The sequence below is a fragment of the Sphingobium sp. genome (assembly GCF_035511395.1).
Lineage (GTDB): Bacteria > Pseudomonadota > Alphaproteobacteria > Sphingomonadales > Sphingomonadaceae > Sphingobium.
The window spans coordinates 1-15,125 of record NZ_DATKFP010000067.1 but is presented as its reverse complement, the minus strand read 5'-3'; the positions used below and the strand labels follow the sequence as shown (position 1 = coordinate 15,125).

Annotated in this window: 15 protein-coding genes and 1 pseudogene; 5 read left to right on the top strand and 11 right to left on the bottom strand. The window is 65.5% G+C overall.

Features of this window, described 5'->3' with window-relative positions; translation table 11 throughout:
* The 9 genes from VMR39_RS03990 to VMR39_RS03950 all read right to left on the bottom strand — a co-directional run.
* The coding region (locus VMR39_RS03990) for a purine-cytosine permease family protein (RefSeq protein WP_414712449.1) at positions 1-1,127 on the bottom strand (1,127 nt) is incomplete at its 3' end.
* Positions 1,127-1,768, bottom strand: a complete 642-nt coding sequence (ureG, locus tag VMR39_RS03985; protein ID WP_325414575.1) for an urease accessory protein UreG — start codon at positions 1,766-1,768, stop codon at positions 1,127-1,129. The genes VMR39_RS03990 and ureG, both read right to left, overlap by 1 nt.
* Entirely contained in the window at positions 1,765-2,478 is a 714-nt protein-coding gene (locus VMR39_RS03980; protein ID WP_325414573.1) for an urease accessory protein UreF, read from the bottom strand. The genes ureG and VMR39_RS03980 overlap by 4 nt, the downstream gene beginning before the upstream one ends.
* Entirely contained in the window at positions 2,435-2,947 is a 513-nt protein-coding gene (gene ureE, locus VMR39_RS03975; protein ID WP_325414571.1) for an urease accessory protein UreE, read from the bottom strand. Before ureE ends, VMR39_RS03980 begins: the two co-directional genes overlap by 44 nt.
* A gap of 59 nt (positions 2,948-3,006) precedes the next feature.
* Positions 3,007-4,719: an urease subunit alpha gene (ureC, locus tag VMR39_RS03970; RefSeq protein ID WP_325414569.1), complete on the bottom strand. Its 1,713-nt coding sequence runs from the start codon at positions 4,717-4,719 to the stop codon at positions 3,007-3,009.
* Positions 4,720-4,846: 127 nt separating this feature from the next.
* Positions 4,847-5,152, bottom strand: a complete 306-nt coding sequence (locus tag VMR39_RS03965) for an urease subunit beta (RefSeq protein WP_325414567.1) — start codon at positions 5,150-5,152, stop codon at positions 4,847-4,849.
* 121 nt (positions 5,153-5,273) lie between these two features.
* The gene (locus VMR39_RS03960) at positions 5,274-5,576 is read right to left on the bottom strand and encodes an urease subunit gamma (protein WP_325414565.1); all 303 of its coding nucleotides are present in this window, start codon (positions 5,574-5,576) and stop codon (positions 5,274-5,276) included.
* 8 nt (positions 5,577-5,584) lie between these two features.
* Positions 5,585-6,415: an urease accessory protein UreD gene (locus VMR39_RS03955; RefSeq protein WP_325414564.1), complete on the bottom strand. Its 831-nt coding sequence runs from the start codon at positions 6,413-6,415 to the stop codon at positions 5,585-5,587.
* A 131-nt stretch (positions 6,416-6,546) separates the two neighbouring features.
* Positions 6,547-8,040, bottom strand: a complete 1,494-nt coding sequence (locus tag VMR39_RS03950) for an agmatinase family protein (protein WP_325414562.1) — start codon at positions 8,038-8,040, stop codon at positions 6,547-6,549.
* 339 nt (positions 8,041-8,379) lie between these two features.
* Here VMR39_RS03950 and VMR39_RS03945 point away from each other — a divergent pair, with 339 nt between their 5' ends.
* The 3 genes from VMR39_RS03945 (at position 8,380) to VMR39_RS03935 (ending at position 11,675) form a co-directional block, all read left to right on the top strand.
* Positions 8,380-8,958 (top strand): methylamine utilization protein MauD, encoded by a 579-nt coding sequence (locus VMR39_RS03945; protein ID WP_325414560.1) that lies wholly within the window; start codon positions 8,380-8,382, stop codon positions 8,956-8,958.
* A gap of 66 nt (positions 8,959-9,024) precedes the next feature.
* On the top strand, positions 9,025-9,495 hold the full coding sequence (locus tag VMR39_RS03940) for a (2Fe-2S)-binding protein (RefSeq protein ID WP_325414558.1): 471 nt from the start codon (positions 9,025-9,027) through the stop codon (positions 9,493-9,495).
* Complete coding sequence (locus VMR39_RS03935) at positions 9,492-11,675, top strand: xanthine dehydrogenase family protein molybdopterin-binding subunit (RefSeq protein WP_325414556.1); 2,184 nt, start codon at positions 9,492-9,494, stop codon at positions 11,673-11,675. The genes VMR39_RS03940 and VMR39_RS03935 overlap by 4 nt, the downstream gene beginning before the upstream one ends.
* 333 nt (positions 11,676-12,008) lie before the next feature.
* Here the strand turns inward: VMR39_RS03935 and aroB are convergent, their stop codons facing one another.
* Complete coding sequence (gene aroB / locus VMR39_RS03930; RefSeq protein ID WP_325414554.1) at positions 12,009-13,118, bottom strand: 3-dehydroquinate synthase; 1,110 nt, start codon at positions 13,116-13,118, stop codon at positions 12,009-12,011.
* Positions 13,109-13,657: a shikimate kinase gene (locus VMR39_RS03925; RefSeq protein ID WP_325414553.1), complete on the bottom strand. Its 549-nt coding sequence runs from the start codon at positions 13,655-13,657 to the stop codon at positions 13,109-13,111. Before VMR39_RS03925 ends, aroB begins: the two co-directional genes overlap by 10 nt.
* 96 nt (positions 13,658-13,753) lie before the next feature.
* On the opposite strand from VMR39_RS03925, the gene VMR39_RS03920 reads away from it, so the two are divergent.
* Both VMR39_RS03920 and VMR39_RS03915 read left to right on the top strand, forming a co-directional pair.
* Complete coding sequence (locus VMR39_RS03920) at positions 13,754-13,942, top strand: hypothetical protein (RefSeq protein WP_325414552.1); 189 nt, start codon at positions 13,754-13,756, stop codon at positions 13,940-13,942.
* 5 nt (positions 13,943-13,947) lie between these two features.
* Positions 13,948-15,125: pseudogene (locus VMR39_RS03915) on the top strand (hypothetical protein); the annotation flags it as partial.

The window sequence follows — 15,125 nt, the reverse complement described above, 5'->3', positions numbered from 1 at the left end:
ACTTCCATCAGCAGCAGCGCTAGCAGCACGTTGAAGATCAGCCAGACGACGCGGCCGGGATGGCTGTGGGTCAGGCGGGCGAAGAAGTTCGACCAGGCGATCGACCCGGCATAGGCGTTGGTGACGTTGATCTTGAGCTGGCAGATGATGACGAACAGGCCGGTCAGCAGCAGCGACAGCCCGGCCTGACCGGACATGGCGGAGTAGATCGACTGGAACATCGTCGTGGGACTGGATGCCTCGCTCTGCAAGGCGGCGCTGCGGACGAGAAAATGAGCGAGCCAGCTGCCCAGCAGCAGCTTCATGCCGCCGATCAGCGTCCAGCCGGGGCCGCCCGCCAGCATCGCCGCCCACCATTTCCCCCGGCCGATCTTTGCCCTCGCCGGCAGGAAGCGCAGATAGTCCGCCTGCTCGCCGATCTGCGGCAGCAGGGAAAGGAGGGTGGAGAGGGCGAAGCCGAAATAGAGCAGGCTGACGCTGCCGTCCTTTGCGCCCAGCTGGCCCGTGAACCGACTCCACTCTGCCAGCGCTTCCGGTCCCGACCAGAAGATATAGGCGATCGGCGCGATCTGGAACATGAGCCAGAAGGCCTGGGTCGCATTCTGGAAGCGGGTGATGGCGCTCATGCCGTAGAGCGCGATGGGAATGACGACGAGCGCACTCGCCAGATAAGCGATGCTCATCGGCATGCCGGTCATGGCCCTGAGCGCTACCGCCATGATCGTCGCTTCCACCGAAAAGAGCAGGAAGGTGAAGCTGGCATAGATGAGCGAGGTGAGGGTGGAGCCGAGATAGCCAAAGCCTGCGCCGCGCGTCAGCAGATCGATGTCCAGGCCATGCTTGGCGGCGTGATAGGCGATGGGTAGGCCGATGACGAACATCAGCGCGACGGCGACTGCGATCGCGGCGACGCTGTTGGCGAAGCCATAGGTCAGGGTGATGGACGCGCCGATCGCCTCGCAGGCGAGAAAGGCGGTCGCGCCGATCGCTGTGCCCGCCACCTGTCCCGCCGTCCAGCGCCGGGCGCTGTCGGCGGTGTAGCGCAGGGCATAATCCTCCAATGTCTGGCTGGCGACCCACTTGTTATAGAGCCGCTTTTCGCGCAGGACATAGGCGGCGCGGTCCATCAGCCGGCGGTTTCTACGGCGGGGAAAGGCCGCAGCCCGCCGGTTGCGACGATGAAGTCGATGATCGCGTCCAGCCCTATCATGCCCTTCAAATTGGTGAAGAGGAAGGGTCGGGTGCCGCGCATCTTCTTCGCGTCCCGGTCCATCACGCCAAGGTCCGCGCCCACCAGCGGGGCGAGGTCGATCTTGTTGATGACCAGCAGGTCCGATCGGGTGATGCCGGGGCCGCCTTTGCGCGGGATCTTGTCGCCCGCGGATACGTCGATGACATAGATGGTGATGTCAGCCAGCTCGGGGCTGAAGGTCGCGGCCAGATTGTCGCCGCCGCTTTCGATGAAGATCACCTCCAGCCCCGGAAATTTCCTGCTCATCTCGTCCACGGCGGCCAGGTTGATGCTGGCATCCTCGCGGATGGCAGTGTGCGGGCAGCCACCGGTTTCCACGCCCATGATGCGTTCGGGAACGAGTGCGCCGGATCGGGTCAGAAACTCCGCATCCTCGCGGGTGTAGATGTCGTTGGTGATGGCGGCGATGTTGTAATGGTCGCGCATCGCCTTGCACAGCCGGTCGGTGAGCGCGGTCTTGCCGGAGCCGACCGGGCCGCCGATGCCGACGCGCAAGGGGCCGTTATGAGAGGTCATGAGCGGAAAAGCCTTGTGTAGAGGGTTTCATGGGCGAGGCTGGCCAGTTCCAGTTCGGGCGCTGCGGTGCCAAGGTCATCGAGCGAGGTGACGAGCGCCTTGGCCACGACCGCTGGGATGGCGTGGGAAAGGGCGGCGAGCGCCAGCTGTCCGTCGGTCTGGCCGAGCGGCACCAGCCGCACTCCCGCCGAAACAAGGTTCGCCGCCGTCGCATGCAGCCAGGCATGCAGCGCCGGTTCCAGCGGCACGCCATGCGCCGCGCAGGCCAGCGCCATGACGGCGGCATGGGCCATCGGGCGATCCGCCCAGCGCGCGGCGAACGCGTCCAGCGCCGGATGCGGCCACGCCCTGCGCGTCACCGACAGGAAGGAGCCGCCCTGCTGCCGGCTTTCCAGCGCCGTCTCGCTGCTGCCCCGAAACGCACCCGCCAGTTCCGCGACCGCATCGAACGCCGCCGCATTGCCCGCCGCATGATAGCCATGCACGAACAGCACCGCATCCACCCAGCCGCCGCCCCGGGCCAGCACCGCCTCGACATAGGCAGTGACGTCGGCGGCGGTGCGCACCCGGCCATCCTCCACCGCCGTTTCGAGGCCATGGCTGTAGGTGAAGCTGCCCACCGGATAGGCGGGCGAGGTCCAGGCCAGCAGCCGATGGAGCGCGGCGTCAGCCAGCATGATCATGATGATGATGGTGGTGGTCATGGTCATCATCGTCATCATCGTGATGATGATCGTGGTTGTGGCCCCCCCCGGAATAGGCGCCGCCTTCGGGCGTGAAGGGCGCCTCGATCTTCGTCACGGTGGCGCCCAGTCCTTCCAGCATCGCATTGATGACATGGTCGTCGCGCAGGCGGATGGTATGGGGGTGGAGTTCGGCGGGCAGGTGGCGGTTGCCGATATGCCAGGCTAGGCGGATCATCGTCGCGGGGCTGTCGGCGGTGACTTCGACCAGCGCTTCGGGTGCGGCCAGCACTTCGACCAGTCGTCCGTCCGATAGCTGGAGCGCGTCACCATGGTTCAGCACCGTTGCGCGAACAAGGTCCAGTAGGAAGGCGGTCCCATGGTCGGCAGTATAATACCAGCGTCGCCGATGCCGTGCATCATGGTCCAGCGTGATATGGTCGGTGGCCGGGCCGGACCAGTGACCGGCGGGGATGACGTCATGGGCGGTCAGCATGGGGTGTTTCCTTGAAAATCCTCGCCTTACAGGGGAGGAATGATGGTGCGCCTTGTCCATCAGAACAGGAAATAGCGTTGCGCGAACGGCAGCACGCTGGCCGGTTCGCAGGTGAGCAACTCGCCATCGGCGCGTACTTCGTAGGTTTCCGGATCGACCTCGATATGCGGCATGGCGTCATTGAGGATCATCGATGCCTTGCCGATCCCGCCGCGCACATTGCGCACCGCCGCCAGCGGCCGGGCGAGTTCCAGCCGCTCACCAATCCCCTCGGCGATCCCCGCCGCCGACACGAAATGCACCGCCGACAGGGCGCCCGCCCGGCCCAGCGCGCCGAACATCGGGCGATAATGGACCGGCTGGGGCGTCGGGATGCTGGCATTGGCGTCGCCCATCGGTGCGGTGGCGATGCTGCCGCCCTTGATGACGAGGTCCGGCTTCACCGCGAAGAAGGCAGGTGACCACAGCACCAGATCGGCCAGCTTCCCCACTGCGATCGACCCCACGACATGGCTGATGCCATGGGCGATCGCCGGATTGATCGTATATTTGGCGATGTAGCGCTTCGCCCGGAAATTGTCGCTGTCCGTGTCGTCACTGCCCAGCGACCCGCGCTGCTGTTTCATCTTGTCCGCCGTCTGCCAGCAACGGATGATCGTCTCGCCCACGCGCCCCATCGCCTGGCTGTCCGACGACATCATGGAGAAGGCGCCAAGGTCGTGGAGAATATCCTCCGCCGCGATCGTCTCCTTGCGGATGCGGCTGTCGGCGAAGGCGACATCCTCCGCGATCTTCGGGTCGAGATGATGGCACACCATCAGCATGTCGAGATGTTCCTCGATCGTGTTGACGGTATAGGGCCGGGTCGGATTGGTGGAGGAGGGCAGGACGTTGGGCAGCCCCGCGACCTTGATGATGTCGGGCGCATGGCCGCCGCCCGCCCCCTCGGTATGGAAGGCGTGGATCGTCCGCCCGGCAAAGGCCGCGACGGTGCTCTCGACGAAACCGCCCTCGTTCAAAGTGTCGGTGTGCAGCGTGACCTGAATGTCCATCTCGTCCGCCACCGTCAGGCAACAGTCGATCGCGGCGGGCGTCGTCCCCCAATCCTCATGCAGTTTCAGGCCGCAGGCACCCGCGCGGATCATCTCAATGAGCGCGTCGGGGCGGCTGGCATTGCCCTTGCCGAACAGGCCGAAATTCATCGGCATCGTCTCCAGCGCCTGGAGCATCCGCCCGATATGCCAGCTGCCCGGCGTGCAGGTTGTCGCCAGCGTGCCATGCGCCGGGCCGGTGCCGCCGCCCAGCATCGTCGTGATGCCCGCGTTCAGCGCTTCCTCCACCTGCTGCGGACAGATGAAATGGATATGCGCGTCGATGCCACCTGCGGTCAGGATGCGCCCTTCGCCCGCGATGATCTCCGTGCCCGGCCCGATCGCGATGTCGACGCCAGGCTGCACATCGGGATTGCCTGCCTTGCCGATAGCGCAAATCAGCCCGTCGCGGATCGCCACGTCGGCCTTAACGATGCCCCAATGGTCCAGGATCAGCGCATTGGTGATGACGGTGTCGGGCGCGCCCTCCGCGCGGCTCATCTGGCTCTGGCCCATGCCGTCACGGATCACCTTGCCGCCGCCGAACTTCACCTCCTCGCCGTAAATGGTCCGGTCCTCCTCGACCCGGATGAAGAGGGAAGAGTCGCCCAACCGCACCCGGTCCCCCACGGTCGGCCCGAACATCCCGGCATAGGCGCGGCGGGACATGGTTACGGGCATGGGCGCTCTCCTCCGTTCGTTTCGAGCGAAGTCGAGAAACGAGGCAGAGCCGAGTTCAGCGAAGCTAAACGATGAGCGCGCTCTGACCGCTTCTCGACACGCTCGAAGCGAACGGCTGTTGCGCGCATCACAATTCCCCCATCACATCGCCCCGGAAGCCGATCACCACGCGCCCGCCCGCATAGGGGACCAACCGCACGTCCCGGCTCTGCCCCGGTTCGAAGCGGACGGCGGTACCCGATGGAATGTCCAGCCTGTATCCCCGTGCCGCCACTCGGTCGAAGAGCAGCGCCGGGTTCGTTTCGGCGAAATGATAATGGCTGCCCACCTGGATCGGCCGGTCGCCGCTGTTGGCGACGGTGATGCTGATCGCCTCCCGCCCTGCGTTCAGCATGATGTCGCCTGCCGCCGGGATGATCTCGCCGGGGATCATCGTGCCTTCCCCTCATCCCGTTCGGTTCGAGATCCTGAGCCTGTCGAAGGGCGAGAACTGGCGCGCATGGTTCTCGACAAGCTCGAACCGAACGGCGGTTGTGGAAAGGGCAAGATATCCCTCACCGGATTGGCCGATGCACGGTGACTAGCTTGGTGCCGTCGGGAAAGGTCGCTTCGACCTGGATATCGTGGATCATGTCCGCCACTCCCTCCATCACCTGATCGCGGGTCAGCACATGGCCGCCGCTGGCCATCAGCGCCGCGACCGGTTGCCCGTCGCGCGCGCCCTCGACCACATGGTCGCTGATCAGCGCGACCGCCTCGGGATGGTTGAGCTTCACCCCGCGCTCCAGCCGCCGCCGCGCGACCATCGCCGCCATCGCGACCAGCAGCTTGTCCTTTTCCCGCCCGGTCAGATTCATGGCGTCCCTCAGCAGTAACAGATGGTCGGCATGGTTGGCGACAGGCCGAAGATCGCCGCGCGCAGGACACCCGCCGCGCGCATCACATCCTTGCGCAGCGCCTGCGGATCGGGCGCGGTCAGGCGCAGGATCAGCAATCCGTCGAAACTGGTCGCGCCCGCCCCCGGCCCGTCGAACAGGCCGCGCGCCAGATCGAGATAGTCGCCCGCATCCGGCCCCGCATACACCAGCGTCGCCACCGCCGTCGCCTCGCCGAAGCCGAAGGGCGCGCGGCCCTGCGCGGCGAAATCACCATCCACATGGCAAGCGTCGGCCCAGACCAGCCGCCCGTCGCGCCGGATGCGCCAGGCGTCGTGGATCAGCCCTTCGCGGTAAGTTTCGCCCATCGCGCCGCGCCCCAGCACCAGCATCTCCATCGCCAGCATTCGCGCATCGGGCGCCAGGTCCGCCTCCAGCGTTCGGCGCATCCGGCTGCGGTCGAACAGGATCGCTTCCTGCGCCAGCCATTCGCAGGTCGCCCCCGCGCCGATGCTGATGCGGGTGTCGATCCGGGTCGGTTCATCCTCGGGCAGGCAGCGATAGAGTTTCTCCGCCGCCTGCGGCACGATCGTCGCCGCCGCGCCCGGATCGACGATGATGTCGAGCGCCAGCCGGTCGCCCCCGGTCAGCCCGCCGCTGGTCGTCACCGTGACGGCCAGCGGAAAATCGCCGTCGCGACCATCGGGAAAGAGCAGTCGCGCCGGCGCGACCTGCATCATGTCGCGGATGCCGCGCGGGGAAAAGGCGACCATGGCGCGTCCGTCCACCCGCTGGTGCCGGGATCGGGGAGGCACGGTCATGGCACATTGCACGGTCATGGACGACATGTGGTTAGCGGCGGCAGGTCACGACATGGGGCATATGACGTATGGAACGAAAAGGGCCGCCGGTCTCCACCAGCACCCTTCTTCATTCCGTCGGAAATTTCACTTCAGGTCGTCGGCCGGCGCCTGCCGCGTACAAAGCCGGGATCGACCTTTTCCGCCTTTCCGGCCTTCGCCGCTTTTTCGCCGCTGAGTGGCTGGCCATGTTCGGTCGTGAGGTCGGACAGGAAGCCCGCCTGCCTTATGCCCTTCTTGCGCATGGCGACGCCGGTCAGGCAGGCATGCATGATGAAATTGGCGTTGAGTGCGCTGCGATAGGTCGGGTCCAGGACGGGCGCCAGTTCCACGATCTCGAAGCCGACCAGTTCATTCTCGGCGCACAGGCGGCGTACGATCGGGATCGCCTCGCGCATGGTCAGGCCGCCCGGAACCGGCGTGCCGGTGCCGGGGATGAAAGCGGGATCGAGTACATCGACATCGAAGGAGACATAGAGTTTCTTGCCGCTCTCCCGCGCTTCCCTCAGCGCCCGCTCCATCGTCGCGGCCCAGCCAATTTTCTCGACCTCCGGCATCGCATGGTAGCGCACGCCATTGTCGCGCATCCATTCGAAGCCTTCCTTTTCCGGCCACGGCCCGCGCAGCCCGACCTGGATATAGTTCTTCCCCAGCATATGGCCTTCCTTGACCGCACGATAGACCGGGGCGCCATGGGTGATGAAATGGACCCCGCCCTTGCCCGCATCATAGTGGGAATCGAAATGGACGACGCCGAAACTACCCTTCCCATGGACATCGGCGAGGCCTGCGACATCGCTATATTCCAGGCTGTGGTCGCCGCCGACGATGAAGGGGATGGCGCCGGTCTTCGCGATTTCCGCCACGCGCTCGCGCACATGGGCAACGGTGCGCTCGGTCGACATATTGTCGACGGCGATGTCGCCATAATCGACGATCTTCAGTTCCTTGGACGGATCGACCATCGTGTACATGTCCACGCCGCCTGCGCCATATTGGGTGCGCATCGCGGAGGGCCCACCCTTCGCGCCGCGATAGCCCGATCCCATGTCCAGCGGTGCGCCGACGATCGCGACATCGACCTTGCCCGCGACCAGATCCTCCGGGAAGATCGCGACCGGCGCACCGGCGAATGTCGCGATGCCGCCGCCATAGACGCCGCCGCCCCGGCCATTGGCGTAATAGCTCAGTTCGAACGGCCCCGGCTCGCGCTTGGGGTCCAGTCCATCGGGGCGGCGCAGCTTCCAGCCGTTGAAATTCTCGTTGTCCGTATCGAGCGGGATCGCCGCCATGTCGGTCTTGGGATTGAATTTCGACGCCGCGACCGCGTCCATCATCGCCTCGACATAGGCGTTGATTTCCTGCGGACTCTTGGTCGCCAGCCGCTCGAACAGCTTGTCATAGGAGCCGGCGAACATCTCCGCCGGCTCTGAAGTCAGGAAGTCGCGCTTCTCCTTGGACAGCCCCTTGATCCTGCTTTCCAGCGCAGGGGGAATGGTCGGCTTGTCATTCTGGGCTACCACGGCAGCCGACGAAACCACCGTCGCGGCGAGCAAGGCGCCCAGCAGTCCCTGTTTCAGCCTCATGCCAAACCCCCTGTTCGAACCTTTGTCGCGAAGGTTAAGGACGGCTTGGCAGGCGGCAAATGGGGCGATTGACGTAGCAAGACGGACGGCGTGTCACGCGAAACGGCCCGGATTCACAAGGAATCCGGGCCGGAGCAAGCGCCTATGGGAGAGGTGTTTTGCGCACTCGCTGTGAGGCGGCATGGGCCACCTAAGAGGATCCTGCGAACGACCCTAAGTCCGACATAACGACCTGGCGCCACAAAGCCCTACGTCAAACGCCCTATCGAGCGGGGCGTAGGCGGGCGGTAGCCCGGTTGGCCCATTGCAAGGATTGTTGACGAGGATACTGGCCGCGCCGTGCTGATCGCTTCTCTTTTTCTCCTGTGGGTCATCGTCATTCTGCTGGCCGTGGCGGTCGTGGCGCTCGCGCGGCAGGTGCGATCGTTGCAGGATCGGCCCGCGTCGACCGGCACGCACCGTACGGCACGCGGACGGGGCGGGATCGCACCGATCGTGAGCGCGCCGACACTGGCCGGGGACATGTTGACGATCGGCGGGCCGAGTGCGGATGGTCGTGCGATGCTGCTGCTTTTCATCCGCCCCGGTTGCGCCGCCAGCCGCTCGGCGATCCGCGACGCGCTGGCGCTGACGGACCGCAAGAGGCTGCGGCTGCTGTTCCTGGGAGAGGGGAGGGTGGAGGAATATGGCGACCTGCTGCGTCAGCATCGCATCCGTGAGACCGACATCATCCTCAATGCCGAAGTCCTGGGCGATTATCGTGCCGGCGACCGGCCCAGCGCCGCGCTGATCGACGCGCGCGGGCGGCTGCTGGCGCGGGGCGTGGTGGAGGAGCGTGCGCAACTGGATGCGCTGCTGGCTCATATCGGCCCCCATGACGAAGCCGAAGAGGTGGAGCGCATCGGGGCGCCATCCTGAAGCGGCTCTGGACAGCGCCGTGCGGATCGGCATTGATTGGCGACATAAGAATATGGGGGTAGAAACATGGCGATCAGCTTCACGGTGAATGGCGAGAAGCGGCGGGTGGACGGCGACGTTACCAAGCCCCTGCTCTGGGTGCTGCGCGAGGATCTGGACATGGTCGGGACCAAGTTCGGCTGCGGCGCCGGGCTGTGCGGCGCCTGCACCGTGCATGTCGATGGTAATGCCGTGCGCTCCTGCCAGACGCCACTGGGCGACGTGAACGGCATGGCCGTCACCACGATCGAGGGAATGCAGGTCAGCGATCCCGGCAAGCGGATCGCCGCTGCCTGGGTGAAGCATGACGTGCCCCAATGCGGCTATTGCCAGGCGGGCCAGATCATGAGCGCGACCGCGCTGCTCGCCGCCACGCCAAGGCCGAGCGACGAGGAGATCGATGCCGCGATGATGGGCAATCTCTGCCGCTGCTCTACCTATGTCCGCATCCGCGCCGCGATCAAGGACGCTGCCGGCATCAGGGAGGCGCAGGCATGAGCGTCGCCATCCTCTCACGCCGCGGCTTCATCTCCGCCTCGCTGCTGGCGGGCGGCGGATTGCTGTTCGACCTCAATCTGTCCGTGGCGCGCGCGGCGGATGGGACGCCGATCATTCTCACCGCTTTTATCCGCATCCTGCCCGACAATCGCGTCGTCATCGGCGCGAAGAATGCGGAGATCGGGCAGGGGGCCAAGACCATGCTGCCGATGATGATCGCCGAGGAACTGGACGTCGACTGGAGCCAGGTGACGATCGAACAGACCCACGCCGACGTCAAGATTTTCGGCGGCCAGACCGCGGGCGGTAGCCGCACCACGCCGCGCGAATGGTTGCCCAGCCGACAGGCAGGGGCCGCGGCCCGCGCGATGCTGGTCGCGGCGGCGGCGGCGCAATGGAATGTCGCCCCCGATACGCTGACGACGGCGAGCGGCAAGGTCAGCGATCCGAAGTCCGGCAAGTCTGCCAACTATGCCTCGCTCGCCGTGGCGGCAGCGAAACTGCCCGCGCCCGATCCGGCAAAGCTGAAGCTGAAAGAGCCTGCGGCTTTCCGCATCATCGGTCAGTCGATCGGCGGCGTGGACACGCCTGCCATCGTCGCAGGCAAGCCACTGTTCGGGATCGATACGAAACTGCCCGGCATGCTTCATGCCGTGCTGGAAGTCTGCCCTGCCTTTGGCGGTACCTTCAAGTCGGCCAATCTGGACGCGGTGAAGGCGCTGCCCGGTATCGAGCATGTGCTGTTGATCAAGGGCGACGGCACGCCCGAATCCGGCTTCGACGGCGTTGCGATCCTTTCCAAAAGCTGGTGGAGCGCGAATCAGGCGCGCGAGACGCTACAGGTCGAATGGGAGATGGGCGCCGTCAGCGGCTTTTCGACCGAGGGCTATGCCGCGCAGGCCGCCGAAAAGCGCAAGAGCAAGGCCGATGGCGACATTGTGCGTACCGGCGATATCGCAGCTGCCTTCGCCTCTGCCGCAAAGACGGTCAGCGCCGATTACGACTATCCCTTCCTCGCCCATGGCACTCTGGAGCCGCAAAACTGCACCGCTTTATTCAAGGATGAAGCCGTCGAAATCTGGGCGCCGACGCAGAACCCGGAAAATGGGCGCGGGTTGGTGGCCAAGGCGCTGAACCTGCCGCCGGAGAAGGTGCGGATCAACTTCACGCGAATCGGCGGCGGTTTCGGCCGGCGGCTGATGAATGACTATATGGTGCAGGCGGCGTCCATCGCCGCGCAGGTTCCGGGCGTGCCGGTCAAGCTGCTGTGGAACCGGCAGCAGGACATGCAGCGCGACTTCTATCGCCCGGCCGGCTGGCACGGTTTCCGCGCCGCGCTGGACAAGGGGGGAAGGCTGACGGCCTTTCACGATCATTTCGTGACGTTCGGCAAGGATGGCAAGCCGGTGCGGTCGGCCGAACTGCCGGCGACCGAATTGCCGGCCGGCCTTATCGACAATGTCCTGCTGGAACAGAGCTTCCTTGCCACCAACATGCCGACCGGCTGGCTGCGCGCGCCCGGCTCCAACGCGCTGGCCTTCGTCTATCAGGCGTTTCTGGACGAAGTGGCGGAAGCGGCGGGCAAGGATCTGCCGACGCTGATGCTGGAACTGTTGGGCGATCCGAAGGAATTGCCGCGCGGTAACAACGCACCGCCCTTCGTCACCGCGCGGGCCAAAGGGGTGATCGAGAAAGCCGTTGCCATGGGCAACTGGGGCGATCGCAAGACGCTACCCAAGGGGGCGGGCAAGGGTTTCGCCTTCCATTACAGCCATATGGGCTATTTCGCCGAGGTGGTGGAGGTGGCGATCGTCGACGGGATGCCGAAGGTGAAGACGGTTTGGGTCGCGGGCGATGTCGGCAGCCAGATCATCAATCCGATCAATGCGCTGCATCAGGCGCAGGGGTCCGTGATCGAAGGGCTGGGCCAGGCGCTGGCCGGGCAGGTCATCACCCAGGTCGGTGGTGCGGTGGAGCAGGCCAATTACGACACCCATCCCTTCCTGCGCATCAATGACACGCCGGAGATCATCGTCGAATTTGTGAAGACCGACTACCCGCCCACCGGTCTTGGCGAACCGGCTCTACCGCCGGTGATCCCGGCGCTGGTCAACGCGATCCACGCGGCAACGGGCAAGCGCATCCGGACGCTGCCGATCACTGCGGAGATGCTGGCCTGAACCGGCTAGGGAGGGATGGTCCTGATGTCCGTTCGCGGCCATTTTTTGCTGTTCCTTCTCCCTTGGAGGGAGAAGGGTACGAAGCCTTACCGTGCAGCGGTTAGGCGAAGTTGGATGAGGGGGATGGGCGCAGGGTTGGCCTATTCTCATGAGGTTATATATCCCTCATCCACTCCCGTCATGCTGACGAAAGTCAGCATCCAGGGTTGTTAATAGCCACCCTGGATCCCGGCATACGCCGGGATGACGAAGTCAAATTTGGTCCGTAAACCACCCTCATTATCCCACCGATCAACGATGCAGCGTGAGCGACCTGCACCAACCGCAGCCGCGTCAACTGCCCGCCCGTTCTTCCTCCAGAAACGCCGCCACGTCATTCAGCGCCACATCCTTCGACAGGAAGGTCTGGCCGATTCCGCGCGCGAGGAGGAAGGGGAGGGTGCCCGCCGCCATCTTCTTGTCGTGCAGCATATGGCCCACCAGCGCTGCGCCGTCTGCCGTCACATGGGCGGTGGCGAGGTCGTGGGGCAGGCCGACGGCCTTGAGATGGGCTGTGACGCGCTCGGCATCCTCCGCCGCGCACAGCCCCAGCCGTGCCGAATAGCGGAAGGCGAGCGCCATTCCGGCCGCGACGCCCTCGCCATGGAGCAACATGTCGGAAAAGCCGGTGTCGGCCTCCAGCGCATGGCCGAATGTGTGGCCGAGGTTGAGCAGGGCGCGGCGGCCCGACGTCTCGCGCTCGTCATCGGCGACGATCGCTGCCTTGGCGCTGACGCTGCGCTCGATCGCATGGGTGCGCGCATTGGGGTCGCCGGCCAGAAGGGCGTCGGCATTGGCTTCGCACCAGGCGAAGAAATCGGGATCGTCGATCAGGCCATATTTCACCACCTCGGCATAGCCGGCGCGGGTTTCGCGCGGCGGCAGGCTGTCGAGCGTCGACGGGTCGATCAGGACGAGGCTGGGCTGGTAGAAGGCGCCGATCAGATTCTTGCCGGCCTTCGCGTTGATCGCGGTCTTGCCGCCGACCGACGAATCGACCTGCGCCAGCAGGGTGGTTGGCACCTGGACGAAATGACAGCCACGCTTGAGGATCGAGGCCGCGAAGCCGACGAGGTCGCCGATCACGCCGCCGCCCAGCGCGACGATATGGTCGCCACGTTCGATCTCTTGGCCCAGTAGCGCGTCGAGCAGTTGCTCCAGATGGCGCCAGCTCTTGGTCTGCTCGCCCGGCGGCAGGATGATGGGTTCGACCGCGACATTGGCGGCGCGCAGGCTGGCCTCCAGGCGGGGCAGTTGGGTCGCGGCGACATTGGTGTCGGTGACGACCACCAGCCGTCCTTTGCGCGCGAAGCCGCGCAGCGTCTCGCCGGCGCGGTCGAGTGCGCCCTGTTCGATGACGATATCGTAACTGCGCGCGTCCAGCGCGACGCGGACTAATGCCATGCCGTCAATTGCTCCATGATACGCTCGACCGCGACTTCATGCGGTGCGGCGATGCTCTTCACATGAATGGGGGCAAGGGCGTAGACCGGATTGCGGATCGCCGCCAGTTCGGTGAGTACGACGCGCGGATCGCGATTCTTCAGCAGCGGCCGGCTTTCGCGGCGCGCCACGCGGTCGACCAATATGTCGATGTCAGCATCCAGCCAGATGGCCGTCGCCTGCTCCAGAATCAGCCTGCGCGTCTCGTCCTGCATGAAGGCGCCGCCGCCGGTCGCGATCACCTTGGGCGCGCCGTCCATCAGCCGGGCGATCACGCGGCGCTCGCCGTCACGGAAATAGGATTCGCCATAGCGCTCGAAAATCTCCGCAACGGTCATGCCGGCCGCCTTTTCGATCTCCTCGTCGGCGTCGACGAAGCCGAGGCCGAGGCGCGCAGCAAGGCGCCGACCGACGGTCGATTTGCCCACGCCCATCATGCCCACCAATACGATGGGACCGCGCCTGGTCTGGCTCTCCGGGATTTTGCTGTTTCGCTGCATGGCGAGGGGGGCTATACAGCCAGCCGTCACAGAGGCAAATCGCATCTTTTCTTTGTCAGCCGGCCTTTCAGGTCCGCAAAGCCAAGCCAAGGATCTATGAAGAATAATCGCAACTTCAGCAGTTTCGAAGGCAGTTCGCGTCGCCGCGGCAGCCGCCTGCCTTTCGTCCCGATCATCCTGGTGGTCCTTGTTGCTGCTTTGCTTGCCTTTTTCTGGTCGCGCGGCGGGGAAAAGCCACAGCAGCGCGTCGAAAAGATCATCCCCGCCGAGAAGCTGGGTCAGTAAGGCGGATGCCCTGGTCGCGGTCGAATGCCAGATGGGCGCTGGGCAGCTTCGCGCTTGCCCTGACCTTGCCCGTCGTGGCGCAGCAGGCGCCCGAATCGCTGTTGCCGCCCGGATTCGGCGAAGCGCCCGAAGCGCCCACGCCCACGCCCCAACCGTCGCGTCCCGCCCAGTCTCCGACCCAGGCTTCGCCATCCGTGCCGATGGTGCAGCCGCTCAACCCGGCGATCCCGCCTGATCTGACGGCGATTGCCGAAGCCCAGAATGCGGCCGAAGAAGAACTGACGCCGGAAGAACTGGCGGCGCAGAAGGCGAAATATGACCTGCCCGACACGGCGCGGCGCTCGCTCGACCGGATCGGCCCGTTGACGCCGCAGACGCGCGGGTTCGAGCAGAATGCTTTCGGCAACCAGTCGGGCAAGTTCCTCGCCACGCTGATGAAGGAAACCCACGCGCCGATCATGTCGCGCTGGGCCTCGATCCTGCTGCGCCGGGCGCTGCTGAGCGCGACCGATACGCCGCGGGACATCGACGGGGCAGACTGGGCGGCGGAGCGCGCGTGGCTGCTGCTGCGCATGGGCGAGGCGGACAGTGCGCGCCTGATGGTGCAGAGTGTCGATGCCGATCGCTACTCGCCGCGGCTTTATGCCATTGCGATGCAGACCTATCTGGCCGCCGCCGATCCGGCGGGCCTGTGCCCGCTGTCGGCCGGTGCGCTGCGCTTCAGCAAGGAGCCGGGCTGGGACATGACGCGGGCAATCTGCCCCGCGCTGTCGGGCGATCAGGGCACGGCAAGCGGCGCGCTCAACCAGGCGCAGCGCAAGGGCGTGGTGCGCGGTATCGACTATCGCCTGGCGGAAAAGGTGGTCGGCACCGGCTTCAACGCACGCCGATCGGTCAAGATCGAATGGGACGGCGTCGATCGTCTGACGGCGTGGCGCTTTGGTCTGGCGACGGCGCTGAATGTCGAGATTCCCGATGATCTTTATGCCACGGCGGGACAGCATGTCCGCGCCTGGGAAGCACGCGCACCAGCGCTGACGGCGGTGCGGCGGCGACCGGGCGTCGATATCGCGGCGCGGCTGGGCGTCTTGTCCAACGCCGCGCTGGTCGGATTCTATGGCCAACTCGGCACCGACGGCGACGCGCCGAATGATCTTGCGGACAAGGTTGACGCATTGCGCAT

What these genes read in the sequence shown, in the direction of transcription:
- ureG (WP_325414575.1), bottom strand. Translation starts at nt 1,768, where the DNA reads ATGACCTCTCATAACGGCCCCTTGCGCGTCGGCATCGGCGGCCCGGTC.
- VMR39_RS03980 (WP_325414573.1), bottom strand. Translation starts at nt 2,478, where the DNA reads ATGACCATGACCACCACCATCATCATCATGATCATGCTGGCTGACGCC.
- ureE (WP_325414571.1), bottom strand. Translation starts at nt 2,947, where the DNA reads ATGCTGACCGCCCATGACGTCATCCCCGCCGGTCACTGGTCCGGCCCG.
- ureC (WP_325414569.1), bottom strand. Translation starts at nt 4,719, where the DNA reads ATGCCCGTAACCATGTCCCGCCGCGCCTATGCCGGGATGTTCGGGCCG.
- VMR39_RS03965 (WP_325414567.1), bottom strand. Translation starts at nt 5,152, where the DNA reads ATGATCCCCGGCGAGATCATCCCGGCGGCAGGCGACATCATGCTGAAC.
- VMR39_RS03960 (WP_325414565.1), bottom strand. Translation starts at nt 5,576, where the DNA reads ATGAATCTGACCGGGCGGGAAAAGGACAAGCTGCTGGTCGCGATGGCG.
- VMR39_RS03955 (WP_325414564.1), bottom strand. Translation starts at nt 6,415, where the DNA reads ATGACCGTGCCTCCCCGATCCCGGCACCAGCGGGTGGACGGACGCGCC.
- VMR39_RS03950 (WP_325414562.1), bottom strand. Translation starts at nt 8,040, where the DNA reads ATGAGGCTGAAACAGGGACTGCTGGGCGCCTTGCTCGCCGCGACGGTG.
- VMR39_RS03940 (WP_325414558.1), top strand. Translation starts at nt 9,025, where the DNA reads ATGGCGATCAGCTTCACGGTGAATGGCGAGAAGCGGCGGGTGGACGGC.
- VMR39_RS03935 (WP_325414556.1), top strand. Translation starts at nt 9,492, where the DNA reads ATGAGCGTCGCCATCCTCTCACGCCGCGGCTTCATCTCCGCCTCGCTG.
- aroB (WP_325414554.1), bottom strand. Translation starts at nt 13,118, where the DNA reads ATGGCATTAGTCCGCGTCGCGCTGGACGCGCGCAGTTACGATATCGTC.
- VMR39_RS03925 (WP_325414553.1), bottom strand. Translation starts at nt 13,657, where the DNA reads ATGCAGCGAAACAGCAAAATCCCGGAGAGCCAGACCAGGCGCGGTCCC.
- VMR39_RS03920 (WP_325414552.1), top strand. Translation starts at nt 13,754, where the DNA reads ATGAAGAATAATCGCAACTTCAGCAGTTTCGAAGGCAGTTCGCGTCGC.